The following is a 13,812-nucleotide window of genomic DNA, read 5'->3' on the forward strand; positions in this document are numbered from 1 at the left end:
TCACGGGTCGTGCGAGAGGTTCTCGCACGACCCTTTCCGTTGTTCGCCGATGGCGGCCGGATCACCTCAAGAGGCCGCCGCCTCGGTCACGCGGGCGGAGAACTCCGTGGCGGACCAGGCCGGCCGTTCGGCCGGGGGACGCAGGGCGGCGGAGACGAGCGAAGCGAGTCGTGGCCCGACGCCGTGTCCGGTGAGCAGCGGCGCCACCTGTTCATGGGCCCGGTGGTACGGCGGATCCTCGCCGGTGAGCAGCCAGTGGGTCACGGCCGCCAGGGAGTAGAGGTCGGACATATGGCTGCGCAGGCCGTCGCCGGCCCGGATCTCCGGCGCCACGTACGGCGAGGGGTTACGGGCGAAGAGCCGGGAGACCGAGGCGGTGGTCGTGCGGGGCACCCGCATCCATTCGAGCATCGACACCTTGTAGTAGGGCCCGTCGGCCGCGCCCGGGGGCGGTGTGCACAGGTATGCCGAGTCCGGTGAGAGATGGCGCAACACCACACCGCCGGCGTGGAGTTCGGTCACCGCGGAGGTCAGTGCGGCGACGATGCCGGCGGCCTCGGGGGCGGACAGCGGGGCGGGGACCCCTCGTACCGGACGGTCGTGCTCCCAGACGTAGGCCACCAGGAGGTGCGGTTCGACCTCATAGGTGTCCCTGGGCAGCACGACCGGCCGGAAGACGCGATCCGCCAGGACAGGGCTGGCCGCCAGCGACTTGGCCACCGCGTGAGTGCGCTCGCTCAGGACCCTGCGCAGATCCGCCGCCTCGGCCTTCGGCAGGGTGGTCATGTTCTCGCCGATGACCTTGAGGTAGTAGGGCAGTCCGTTCGCCTCGGCCCGGTACGCCTGCCAGCCGTCGCCGATGGCCCGGAGGGTTTCCAGCCGGAAGCCGGCGAGCACGGGTGGGGTGGCGATCTCGCCGACCAGACGTCGCAGACAGTCCTCGAACTCCGCCGGGCGGCCGCCGCCGGGGGCGATCGCCCGGACCTTTCCGACCAGAGTCTCGGGATCCTGGGCCACCAGGATCCCGGCGGCCTCCGACCCCGGGTCGGTGAGCGCCGGGACGCGCGGGACGACCAGCAGGCACGAGGTCCCACCGGGCCAGCCGATCTGCCGTTTCAGGGCGGGGGCGAGCTGCCGGAGCAGCGGGAGAGGGGAGTGGCTGGTGTACGCGCGGGTGACACCGGGTGCGGGCTGCCAGGTGTCGGCCGACGGATCGAGTCCGTCCGGGAGCCGCCAGTTCTTGCATTCGACGGCGATCAGCTGGTCACCGCGCAGGACGACGCAGTCGACGTCGGTGTCCCGGCCCCGCCGGTTCGCCCGGGCCGCGACGATCACGGCGTCGGACGGGTCGAGACCGGCTGCCAGGGCACGCGCGACCTTCCGCTCCTGCTCGGTCTGGTAGGGGCCGAGCTGGTACAGGCGCGCCCCGCGAGCGGAGGCGCCGGCGGGTACGGCCGCCGGGCTCGGCAGGGCAGCGCCGGAACGCGTGGCCGGACGGCCGGGATCCGGCCTTGGCGGAGCCGAGCGGGGCACCGCCGCGGCGGCCGCAAGATCGCCGTGCAGAGCCGTCAGGAGAGCGGATGCGGAGGGGCGCTGGGCCTCGTCGCCGAGCGAGCGTCGCAGAGCGCGCAGCCATGTCTCGGGGATCTCCGAGGAGAGGCGGGCGAGACCGGCCGACGGATGGTCGCCGGCGTCCGACCCCCGCAGCAGTGCGATCGTCACCGTGGCCCACGACCAGATGTCCGCCGCCCGGGGCGCCTTGCGTACCCGTCCCTGGTGGATCTCGGGTGCGACATGGACGCTCTGGACCGCCGACCGCAGGAGATCCGTGCCCCCGCGCCGGTCCCCGACCCGGGCGTAGACGGCACCGACCAGCGTGACCGTCCTGCCGTCCTCGTCGGGGAAGACCAGCTCCGGTCTGATCGACTGGTGCACGACGGCGCGGGCGTGCTGGTCGGCGAGAGTGCGCAGCAGTGCCAGCGAGTGCTGCAGTGCCTCGGCGGTCGTCAGCCCGGCGTGCAGACGGGCAGCCAGGTCGTCGCCCGGCGGAAGGGCCTGGGGGACGACGAGACGGGCGCCGTTCTCCACGGTGAACGGGGCGAGGACCGGCCCGTACGCCGACCGGTGGGCGACGTCGTGGTCGCGGCCGGCGCCGGGCACCGTGGCCGCGTCATTGGGCCTGACGACCAGCGCCACCCGCTGCTCGTGGCCCGCGGGGCCGGTGTGGACGCCCTCGTGCACGACCCAGGTGTCCTGGTAGGTGAGCACTCGGCCGCGCCGGTACCCGTTCTCGGGCCAGGGCTGGGGCAGCCGGGGGTGCAGACGGCCGCGCAAATCCTGCGGGGACGCCGTCCGACGGGCGGGGGCGAGCGCCGTCAGCCAGGTGTCGAGCGCGCTCAGCGGCACCAGGGCACATCCGCGGTCCAGTTCCACGGAGGTCACGTCCACATCGTCGTGGTGGACCACCACGCCCCGGGTCTCGGCCTGCCGTGCCAGCTTGCTGTAGAGGACGGACTGCTTGTGCCGGATCCGGGCGAAGGGGTTGGGCACCACGGTACGGACGGTGCCCAGTTCGTGGTGCCAGTGATAGGCGGCGAAGTGCCCGAGCACCTTGCCCCCGGCGGCAGGCAGCAGATGGACCACGACCGCGGTGCCGGGCAGCAGTACGACGGCGTCGTCCTCCGTCGGATACGAGTAGGCGGCCGGCTCGCCGGCCGGTGAGTGGTAGGGCAGGACGATCCGGCCGGCACGAGCGGGCAGGGCGGCGGCGAGCCGGGCAGGCCAGCCGGTAACGGCGGCCGGGGGCGGCGTCGGGCGCGGGCGGGGACCCGGTACCGGGCGGGGGGCGGGGCCGGTCATGTGCGGATCACTCTCTTGAGTTCGGCCGCCAGTTGCTCGGCATTGTCCAGGCGATGGGCGGGGACGCGACTCAGGCCCGCGCGCAGGACGCCTTCCAGGGCCAGCGACGTGTTCCGCCTGATGGCAAGGAAGTGGTTTTCCAACTCGGAGTGCTCGGTCGGGCCGAAGGGGTCCTGCTCGTCGTCCCTGCAGTGGCAGAACGGCCTCCGGTCGGGATGCACGAGTTCGAACAGGGTGGCCGCGAGGGAATAGGCGTCGTCCGAGGGGAGCACTCCTGTCGGCTCTTCCCCGAGGTCGTGGATCCCTTGCTCCGTGGGCGCGTAGCGCCGGTCGAAGGCGTGGTCCCGGAAGATCGGACTGACCTCGCCGCGGAGGTTGCCGCCGCCCCAGTCCAGCACGGTCACCCGGCCGTCGGGGGCCCGCAGGAGGTTCTCGGGTTTGAGGTCGCCATGGGTGAGGCTGCCCTCGCGGTAGGCACGGGCGACGACGCCGGCCGCGTCGGCCACCCACTCGACCGCGTCCTGCCATGCGTATCGGACCCGGTCGTGGTCCCGGATCGCCGCGTCGAGGGGCACGCCGTCCATCCACTCGAAGACGAACCAGCGGTCCTCCACCACTCCGCGTTCCCGCAGCAGCCGGGGAGCACCGCTGCTCACGCTCCGTTCGAGTGCCTCGAACCGGGCCCGCAACGCCCGGCACCGGTCCGGGTCGCCGTCCGGGTTGAGCAGCTTGGCCACGGCGGTACGGCCGTTCAGGACCACCTTGCGTGCGGCGGCGAAGTCGTCGACCGTCTGCTGCCCCAGCTGGTCCCCCAGCTCGAAGCCGACTCTGCGCAGGGCCTCGGCCGGATCCTCGGCCGCCTCGGGCTCCGGCGCGACGGCGGCCGGGACGGGCACGGCACTCGCGCGCGCCTGGGCCTTGAGCAGCCTGCGCGCGTGCCGTTCCTTCAGCCACAGGTAGATCAGTCTGTTCGACCAGCCCCAGTCGCTGTGGCCGTCCCGTCGGATGAGACCGAGTTCCTTGATCCGGTCGAGGCCGCGGTCGACCTCCGGGTCTACCGCGGGCATGTCGACCGCGTCACCGTCGATCCTGGTCAGCTCGTCGTCCTGGGTCGTCTCGTTCTCCAGCAGATAGGCGACGGCCCGTTCCACGCCGGGCTCGCTCTGCAGGTCCGCGATCGGCCGGAGGACCTCGGGGTTCTCCACGAGCGCGTGTGCGGCGACCTCGACATCCTCGGGTGTGATGATCGAGGCCTTGCGGTGCACCAGCTGCGTCGCCAACTGCTCACCCATGCAGTGCACATGGTAGGGGTAGCCGCCCGTGTATTCGACGAGGAGCTCCATCGCGGCCTTCTGCAGGTGGACGCTGTCGTCGAATCCCAGCCGGACGATCCGCACGGCCTGGTCGGGCTCCATGAATCCGACCGGGAACCGCGTGATCTCGTCGGTCAGGTTGCTCTGATGCGGTACCAGCCTCTCCTTGAGGCTCTCGAAGCTGCAGGACCCCAGCGTCAGGAGCAGGAGCGGCGTGCGGTGGTCGGTGATCATGCCCCGTAGCTCGTCGCCCAGGTCCCTGACCGACTGCCCGGAGGCGCTGACCCGGTCGAGCAGCCTCTGGAACTCGTCGATCATCAGGAGCAGACACCAGTCGTCCAAGCCCTCGATGCTGATGTCTCTCAGCCACTCGGAGAACGCATAGCCCGTGGTGGGCAGGGGCTCGGTGACATGGACCCGCGTCGCACGGACCTCCTTCAGCCGCCTGACGATCTCCTTGGCGAACCACTCCCACAGGGGCGGGGCCTGCCCCGGAATCCACTGTTCTCCGTTGAGGTCCACGGCGAGGATCCCGGGCAGCGGCCACTCGGCCGGGTTCTCGGGAAGCGGATGGGCCGCGAGGGACCGTGCCAGGGTGGTCTTGCCCACCTGGCGCGGACCGTGCAGGAACCGGACGGGGGCGACCCGGCGACCGGTGTAGTGCTGGCGCAGCATCCGGAGTTCGGCATCGCGGGGCACCCTGACCCGTCCGTCCGCCGGACTGGTGGGCGCGAAGGCATGCCGGCCCAGTTCGTCCTCGGACCTGCTCTCCACCGGATAGGCCGTCTTCAGGTTCTCCGCCTCGGCCTCCCCGGGCCGGTAGAGCAGGAAGTCCAGCTCCACGCGGTCGACCTGGCGCAGTTCGTCCACCCGGAACACGACCTGCTGGCTGCAGCCGTGGACCAGGTCCACCTTGGCGAGCGGGGAGCCGTTCCAGCCGATGTGTATGTACCCCCCGTCCTCCCGCGGTTCCACCGTCAGGCGGGCGTGCAGCGGCCCCTCGCCATGGCACCACAGCTCCGCCTCGGTGACCAGGAACGCCTCGTCGACGCGGCGCGGCAGCAGCCGTCGGGCGGACTCCTCCCAGAGCCGGTAGGTGACCCTGCTGACGCGCTGCACCATCTCCCGGAGCGAGGGATCGCCCACACGCCGGCACAGGCCGAGGGCCTGGTTGCGCAGATCCATCAGACGCGCCCGGCCCTCGTCGCTGTCGATGTCCTGGGCGAGCTGGTGGTACCAGACGTCGATGAGCTGGTCGACGGTCACTTCGTCCTGGCTGCCGAAGGCGACGGCGCGCAGTGACTCGGCCACCCGCTCCAGCCGGTGCACCGACTCCAGTTGGGCATCGACCATGTCGACCGCCTCGAGGGAGACCACCTCCGCGTTCAGGTCCAGCAGCAGGCTTTCGTGAGCGACCTCGTCACCGCGGAGGATCTCCAGTTCCCGGGTGCGCATCGGCAGGCCCAGGTCCTGCTTCGTGGACAGGGCCGCACGGTGCACGGAGGGGTCGCCGCTGCTGCGGGCCGCCTGGATCCACTCCTCCACGGCCGTGGCCAGATTCGGCCGGCCGGGCCGCACCGACAGTTCCTGGACCACCTCCTGGTAGCAGTGCGCGGCCTGGTCGCTCTCGCCGTCCTGCCAGAGCATGCGGGCGTAGAGCCACCGCGCGTCCGGCGAGATGATCCGTCGCTGCTCCAGCAGGGCGCGCATGAGCTGGAGCCGGCGGTGCGAGGGACGGTCCCGCCGCAGTTCCTCGGAGCGGGCGTTCGCCACCCTGCCGAGCAGGGCGCCCCGGATCTGTTTCGCGACCAGCGTGAGATGGTCCGGGCGGCGGGCTCCCAGCGCCGTGTGCACGATCTCGTTGACGGGCGGTGTCGGACGCATGAGGCATCGGTAGGCCTCCTCGACGAGGCCGCTGTCGCCCGCGTCCTGGCCGAGGAGCAGGGCCACCGCCGCGAACAGCCGGCCGAGGCCGGCCGGTCGGTCGGTGGCCACGGAGAGCAGGGTTCCCGCGGCGGCGCCCGGATCGTCGAGATGGTGGAGCTCCAGCCCCGCCTGGGCCAGCGGCAGTTCGGTCCGGCCGAGTCCGAGATCCTGGGCGCGCATCCGCCCGATCTCCGCGATCGCCTCGGCGGCGCCTCCGGAGGCATGGGCCACCGCCACCCGGGGCCGGATGAAGGAACTGCTGAACAGGAAGCCGTCGATGAGCTGGCGGGCCAGGTCCAGTTCGTCGGTCCGGACCAGGGCCAGCACGAGGTTGGCGGCAATCACCTCGTTGCGCGGCTGGGCCTCGAAAGCCGTACGCAGGTCCCGTGCCGCATCGTGCCGGCGATCCTCCTGCGCCGCCGCCAGACCCTCGGCGAAGGGAGCGGCCGCGGCAGCGGTCATCCGCTCCAGATCGACCTGGGTGAGGGACCGGGGAGCCGGCCGGATGTACCGCTCCGCCTCACCGGCCAGACCCTCGATCAGCCGGCCGTACCCCGCGCGCAGGTCCCGGCTCCGCTGTGCGAAGCCGGGGGAGCCCGGCTCGTGGACCGCGAGGGCGTTGTGCACGGCTTGGGCCGCGGCGCGGTCCTCCCACTCGACGGCCTTGGCTCGCGCGAGCCGCGCGACGGGCACGGGGACCTCCGCGGGCGGGGCGACGGCCGGGGAGCCGGTCCCGGCGGCCGGGCTCCCGGTGCTGGGGTGCCCTGGATCGGCACCTTCGGGTGCGGCTTCGGCAGGGGCGGATCCCGCTACGGCGGACGCGCTGCCCGAGGTGAGCAGGCCGCCGGGTGAAGGCCGTCCGACCGCGCGGAAGATCTCGTCCAGCCGCGCCCGGTCGTCGGCGGCCAGCGCCGCCCAACTGCTGATCTGTGCCTCGATCTCCAGCGTGTCCGCCGCTTCGTCCAGCAACCCGAGCCGGGCATAGGCGGCCGCGATGTTCCACGCCGACGACGAACCGGTCCACAACCGGCCGGCGTATCCCCGGTACAGCTCCAGGGCCTCCTGTGCGCGGTCCGCGGCCACCAGGGCGCCCAGGGCGTGGGGGTAGGCGATCACGTGCCCGGCCTCCAGCGCGGTGCACCAGGCGTCGGCCGCCGCTTCGGGGCCCTGGAGCTGCTCCAGCTCCTGGGCGTGGTGGAGCGGTGACGACTCGCCGTTCACGCGGGCGGGCAGCACAAGGCGGTTGAGCCGCGGCTGGAGCGACACCGACCGGTCCGGGACGGGCTGCAGAGGCTGACCGGGCAGGGGCGGCGTGGTCCGGGCGGCGAGCCGGTCGGCCTCCTCGTGCCGGCCGGTCCTGCGCAGCAGCTGGACCAACTGGTGCCAGATCCGGGGGCGCTGGGTCGGGCGGCACTGCTGGGCGAACTCGGACAGCAGCCGGGCGGCCTCCGTCCGGTCGCCCAGGTCGTCGAGGACCGAGGCGAGGCGGACCACCAGTTTGGCGTCCTTGCCGGCGAGGACCTGCTCGACGAGCCCGGCCGGGACCTGGTGGTCCGGCTGCTCGGCGGCGCGCTCGATCAGCAGGTCGAGCAGCGTCAGACAGGCCCAGGTCGCCGTGCGCTCCAGCTGACGGGCGACCGCGAGAACCGGCGACGGCCCTTGCTCGTCGAGCAGTTGACGTGCCGGTTCCAGCAGTGCGGGCTTGTTCTGCGGGCCGTTGAGGGCACGCTGGACGATGTGCTGCTCCGGGGTCGTCGCATGCTGACCGAAGGTCCCCCGGGGTATGGCGCGGCCGACCGGGGTGCCGATCCTCGACGTGCCGATCCGCCGGTCGAGCTGGACCATCCAGTCGGTGGGCCCGCCCAGGGCGGCGACCTGGTGCCGCATCTCCAGCGCGATGCTGGTGCGCCCGGCCGCGACGGCCACCAGCCCCGCCTCGTAGCAGAGCCGCCAGTCCTCCTCGCCGAGCGCGCGCCGTTGGGAGACCAGGGCGAGCGCGTCGTCCAGGCGTCGGCCCTCGCGCCAGATCTTCATCAGGAGCAGGAGGCCGGGGGCCCGTGGGGCCGCCTCCACCAGGGCGCGCAGCAGCAGTTCCGCGTCGGCCGGGCGGTTGACCGTGTAGAGCCGCTTCGCCAGCGACTCGAAGTGCTGCGCGGTCGCGCTGGTGATCCGGGCGGGCGGCCGGGGACCGGAGGCGGTGACGCCGTACGCCTGCGGCGGCACAGGGCGGCCCGCCGCGGAGAGAATCTCGGCCACCATGGGCCAGACGGCCTGCGGCGTCTGCTCCTCGCCGGTCAGGGCCTGCTCCAGCGTGCGCGCGGCGCCGTCGGTGTCACCGAGGAGGCGGAGGGCCGAGGCCCGGTTCCACAGGAGCCAGCCGGAGGCGTCGGCGGGCAGCAGGGTGTTCGCCCAGTGCGCGGCCAGGTCCGCGGCCCCGGCCCGGCACGCCCAGCCGACGGCACAGACCGCGGCGGCGGTGGCGGCGCGGCCGGGGGCGTCCGCGGACCAGTCGGCGAAGGCGTGTGCGGCCTCCAGCGGACTCTCGGTGCGGGCCAGCGCGGCCCGAAGCCCGTCCGGCAGGGTGTCCGAGTCCGGCACCAGCAGATCCTCGTGGAGGAGGACGGGAGGCAGGCCCAGGTCCTGCGGGCGGGACGGCTCCGCAGGGTGCGGCGGCGCGGACGTGGAGGTTTCGCCGACCGGCCGCACGGAGTTCGCCAGTCGGCGTTCCAGGTGCAGCAGATGCTGTTCGGGCGCGTCGGCGTCGGCCAGCCGGTCGCGGAGTTCTCCGGCCCGGCGGGTGTCGCCGCTGTCGACGGCGACCAGGGCCAGGTCGAAGTCGAGCATCCAGTCGTCGGCCAGGCGGGAACTCATCCGGGTCACGAACCGTTCGGCGTCGGCCAGCCGGTGCTCCTCCCGGTAGATCTTCATGAGCAGGGAACGGCCGGGCGCCGTCGGCGAGACCTCGGTCAGGCTCTCCAGGAGAAGCTCGGCGTCGGCGGTACGTCCGCGCAGCCGGAGTTGTTTGGCGGTGGCCTCGAACCGCTGTGCCACGAAGGCGTCTATCCGCACCTCCGGCGCGGGCCCCTGTCTGAGCGGTTCGCGGAACGGGCAGGGCCGTCCGGCCGCCCGGAAGAGGTCCAGCACCGGCTGGACGACCAGTTGCGGCGGGCTGTCTCCCAGGCGGGCGACGGCCTCGAAGGCGACGACGGCGCCGTCGAGGTCGCCGAGCGCGCTGCGGGCGCATCCCTCGTTCCACGAGCGGCCGGCCGAGCGGCTGGCCCGTTCGGCCAGCCGGGCGTGCTGCTGGAGGGCGTCCTCGGGGCGTCGGTCGAGGAGTGACCATCCGATGGCGCACACCGCGGCGGCCCGCTGCACCGGACCGGAGCCGGTGCCGGCCAGCTCCTCGAAGGCCCTGGCCGCCTTTCCCGGAGCCGTGACGCTGCGCAGTGCCTGCGGCAGCAGCGGATGCCAGGGGTCCTCCAGCAGCTCCGCCAGCAGCACGATGGGCGGGACCACCACCGGCTCGCCGCTGCGTACGGCGGGCGCGCCGTGCGGGCGGGTGCGCGATCCGCCGCCGGCGGACCGGCCCGGAACCAGTCGCTGTGCCATCTCCTCGGCCAGCGAGAGCAGTTGGGCCGCCGCGTCCTCGTCCTCGGTGCGCTCGGCGGTGTCGACGATCGCCGCGAGGCGGGCCGCCGCCGAGCCCTCCTCGCCGGTCTTCTCCTCGTCCGCGGCCTCGGCGGTCCCGGCGTCCAGTTCGGCGAGCCGGGCGCGCAGCGCGCCGGTCCGTTCCAGGCGTTTGCCGCGCAGCACCAGGGGGCGGGCCAGTTCGAGGAGGGTGTCGACCTGACCGGTCCAGCCCTGGGCCACCTCCGCGCGGACCTCGTCGAGGAGTTCCATCAGTTCGGGGCTCTCCGCGATGTGCCGGGCGACGCCGCCGAGTCGGCCGCGGATCGACGTCAGGTACGTCTGGGTCTCGGTGACCACACCACCCGTGCGGCCGGTCTCGGCGAGCGCCAGTGCGGGACGCAGGGCCTCCTCGGTGTCGAGCAGGCTCAGATGCGCCTCCAGCAGGTCCAGTACGGGGACCGTGTCGAAGGGGTCGGAGGACTCGGTGCTCTCTTCGGTGAGGTCCAGCAGGACCAGGGGCAGCAGGCCGCGTGCGGGGCCGGACACCTGTGCCGTTTCGTCGTGGCCGAGGCGGAGTGCCACGGGCGGCGGGGACTGGCGCACGATGTCGGTCAGCGTCGCCACCTCCCGCATGCGTTCGGTGATCCGGTCGGCGGTCTCCACGACCTGCTGGTACCGGACGCCTCCCAGGGGCAGCGGCTTGAGCAGGGCGTTGTTGACCGCCTTGACGGCGTCGGCGGGGGACTTGGTCAGCAGCAGGCAGGCATCGGGGTCGTCCTCCAGGAAGGCCTGGACGGGGCGCAGGAACAGCTCCCGGCCCATGACGCGGTTGGCGGCCGCCGCCTCCTCGGCCTCGGCGGTGAGCCGTCGGCGGGCCTCGCGTAACAGTCCGCTCTGCGCCGCGTACAGGGCCGGGCGGCCGCCCGCCGACACGATCGGCTGCAGCAGGAGTTTCACCGGGCGCGGCAGGGTCTCCTCGCTGAGGAACGTGCCGGTGGCGAACCGGCCGGTCCAGGTGAAGTGCCAGAAGTCGAGGAGGGCGCCCACTCCGTCGGGGTCATGGGCGATGAAGGCCTGGGCCAGAGCCTCGACGTGGCCCACGGCGAGCGACTTCTCCGGTTCGACGGCGTGGGCGTGGAAGATCGCCTGCCGGGCGACGACCACGGAGACCGGAGCTGCGGCGGTCGCGAGGCCCGGTTCCGCGGGGGCACCGGTTGTGAGCCATGTGGTCCAACATTCAACGGCCGACGCCCAATCCACGGCCTCACCCACCCGTGCCCCCTGCAGACCTAGAACGTGTGACTGAGTGTCAAACGACCGCGCCGAACCGGTCTTTGGGACGATCGGCAAGCGCTTCGGAGGCGCCTCAGATTATCAGCTCTTGGTCCGTACGGATCCGGACAATGCAGCGGAGATCCATTTCTCGTGCGCTCCGTTGCGGGGCTACCCGGCCGCGGTCAGTCCTTGGCCGCCCACAGGCCCCGTACATGCCCCAGATGCCGCGTCATGATCTCGGCCACGGCCTTCTCGTCGCGCTCCAGCAGTGCGTCGAGGAGTTCGAGGTGCTCCTCGGCCGAGGCGAGCAGGCGGCCCGCCTCGACCAGGGCGGTGAGGCCGTAGAGGCGGGAGCGGCCGCGCAGGTCGGCGATCACCTCGACCAGGTGGGCGTTGCCGGCCAGGGCGAGCAGGCCGAGGTGGAAGCGGGTGTCGGCCTCGACGTAGGCGATCAGGTCGCCCGCCGCCGCGGCGGTGACGATCTCCCGGGCCGCCGGCCGCAGCGCCTCCAGGGAGACCCGGTCGGCCGAGCGGGCCAGGTCCGCCACCGTGGGTATCTCGATGAGCGCGCGGATCTGGGTGTATTCGTCCAGCTGCCGGTCGGAGACGGCCGTGACCCGGAAGCCCTTGTTGGGGACCGTGTCGACCAGGCCCTCCTTGGCCAGGTCCAGCATCGCCTCCCGCACCGGCGTCGCCGAGACGCCGAAGCGGGCCGCGAGCGACGGCGCGGAGTAGACCTCGCCCGGCCGCAGCTCGCCCGCGATCAGCGCGGCCCGCAGCGCGTCCGCGACCCGCTCGCGGAAGCTGCTCCGCCGGCCGCCCAGCCGGGGGAGCGCGGGTGCGTCCGCATGCTGCGGGTTCTGTGCCATGTCACGCATCATCGAAGTCTAGAGGACGAACCCCTCCGGAAACGGATCGGCCGGATCGAGCAGGTACTGGGCGGTGCCGGTGATCCAGGCCCGGCCGGTGAAGCTCGGCAGCACGGCGGGCGCCCCGGCCACCTCCGTGGTGCCGAGCAGCCTTCCGGTGAACCGGGTGCCGATGAAGGACTCGTTCACGAACTCGGTGTGCAACGGGAGTTCACCCCGCGCGTGCAGTTGTGCCATGCGCGCGCTCGTCCCGGTTCCGCAGGGGGAGCGGTCGAACCAGCCCGGGTGGATGACCATCGCGTGCCGGGAGTGCCGTGCGGTGGCGCCGGGGGCGTAGAGGTGGACGTGGTGGCAGCCGTGGATCGACGGGTCCTCGGGGTGCACCGGCTCCGCCTCCTCGTTGATCGCCCGCATCAGCGTGAGGCCGGCCGCCAGGATGTCGTCCTTGCGGGCGCGGTCGAAGGGCAGCCCGAAGGCGTCGAGCGGCAGGATCGCGTAGAAGTTGCCTCCATAGGCGAGGTCGTAGGTCACCGTGCGCCCGTCCGGGAGCGTGGCCCTGCGGTCCAGGGCGGCCGAGAACGAAGGGACGTTCTTCAGCGTCACGTTGCGGACGGCACCGTTCTCCACCGCCACCTCGGCGACCACGACCCCCGCCGGAGTGTCCAGGCGGATGGTGGTCACCGGTTCCACGGCCTCCACCATGCCGGTCTCGACCAGCACGGTGGCCACGCCGATCGTGCCGTGCCCGCACATCGGCAGATAGCCGGAGACCTCGATGTAGATCACACCCCAGTCGCAGTCCGGGCGGCTCGGCGGCTGCAGGATCGCGCCGCTCATCGCGGAGTGCCCGCGCGGTTCGTTCATCAGCAACTGCTTGACGTGGTCGCGGTGGTCACGGAAGTACAGCCGCCGCTCGTTCATCGTCGATCCGGGTACGGTGCCGATCCCGCCGGTGATCACCCGGGTCGGCATGCCCTCGGTGTGCGAGTCGACGGCGTGCAGGACGAGCTTGCTGCGCATCTCGGGTTCCCTTCCGTGGTCCGTTACGCGAGCCCCGCGGCCACGGCCTTCTCCGTGGCCGCGCGGACCGCGGCCTCCTGCTCGGGCCGCAGCGGGACGCGCGGCGGACGCACCGGTCCGCCATGGCGGCCGACCACGTCCATCGACAGCTTGATGGCCTGTACGAACTCCACCCGGGAGTCCCAGCGCAGCAGCGGGTGCAGCTGCCGGTACAGGGGGAGCGCGGTGGTGAGGTCCCCGGCGACCGCGGCGCGGTAGAGCTCGGCCGAGGCCCGGGGGAGCGCGTTGGGGTAGCCGGCCACCCAGCCCTTGGCGCCGGCCACCGCCAGCTCCAGCAGGACGTCGTCGGCACCGACCAACAGATCCAGTTCCGGGGCGAGTTCGGCGATGCGGTAGGCGCGGCGGACGTCACCGGAGAACTCCTTGACGCCGTGGATGTGGCCCTCGGCGTGCAGCCGTGCGAGGAGTTCGGGTACGAGGTCGACCTTGGTGTCGATCGGGTTGTTGTAGGCCACCACCGGGACGCCCGCCCTGGCGACCTCCGCGTAGTGGGCGAGTACGGACCGCTCGTCGGCGCGGTAGGCGTTGGGCGGCAGCAGCATCACGGCCCCGCAGCCGGCCTCACCGGCCTGCTCGGCCCAGCGCCGGCCCTCGGCGGAGCCGTAGGCGGCGACGCCCGGCATCACCCGCGCGCCGCCGATCGCGGCCACGGCCGTCTCCACCACCTCGGCGCGCTCCTCGGGCGTGAGCACCTGGTACTCGCCGAGGGAGCCGTTCGGTACGACGCCGTCGCAGCCGTTCTCCACCAGCCAGGCACAGTGCTCGGCATACCGGTCGTGGTCGACCGAGAGGTCGTCGCGCAGGGGCAGCGCGGTGGCGACGAGGACACCGCGCCAGGGGCGGTTCTCCGGGAGGGTCAT

The 13,812-nt window shown here is 72.8% G+C and carries 5 protein-coding genes; all 5 read right to left on the bottom strand.

Features of this window, described 5'->3' with window-relative positions; genetic code table 11:
* Window positions 1-66: 66 nt before the first annotated feature.
* Entirely contained in the window at window positions 67-2,859 is a 2,793-nt protein-coding gene (locus ACIRU3_RS07290; protein ID WP_404052591.1) for a hypothetical protein, read from the bottom strand.
* Window positions 2,856-10,892, bottom strand: a complete 8,037-nt coding sequence (locus tag ACIRU3_RS07295; RefSeq protein ID WP_404052594.1) for a hypothetical protein — start codon at window positions 10,890-10,892, stop codon at window positions 2,856-2,858. The genes ACIRU3_RS07290 and ACIRU3_RS07295 overlap by 4 nt, the downstream gene beginning before the upstream one ends.
* A gap of 293 nt (window positions 10,893-11,185) precedes the next feature.
* Window positions 11,186-11,884: a GntR family transcriptional regulator gene (locus ACIRU3_RS07300; RefSeq protein ID WP_404052597.1), complete on the bottom strand. Its 699-nt coding sequence runs from the start codon at window positions 11,882-11,884 to the stop codon at window positions 11,186-11,188.
* A 6-nt stretch (window positions 11,885-11,890) separates the two neighbouring features.
* The gene (locus tag ACIRU3_RS07305) at window positions 11,891-12,892 is read right to left on the bottom strand and encodes a proline racemase family protein (protein ID WP_404052599.1); all 1,002 of its coding nucleotides are present in this window, start codon (window positions 12,890-12,892) and stop codon (window positions 11,891-11,893) included.
* A 23-nt stretch (window positions 12,893-12,915) separates the two neighbouring features.
* Window positions 12,916-13,812 (bottom strand): dihydrodipicolinate synthase family protein, encoded by an 897-nt coding sequence (locus ACIRU3_RS07310; RefSeq protein WP_404052602.1) that lies wholly within the window; start codon window positions 13,810-13,812, stop codon window positions 12,916-12,918.

This window comes from Streptomyces sp. NPDC101151 (genome assembly GCF_044768335.1).
In the GTDB taxonomy this organism is placed as follows: Bacteria; Actinomycetota; Actinomycetes; order Streptomycetales; family Streptomycetaceae; genus Streptomyces.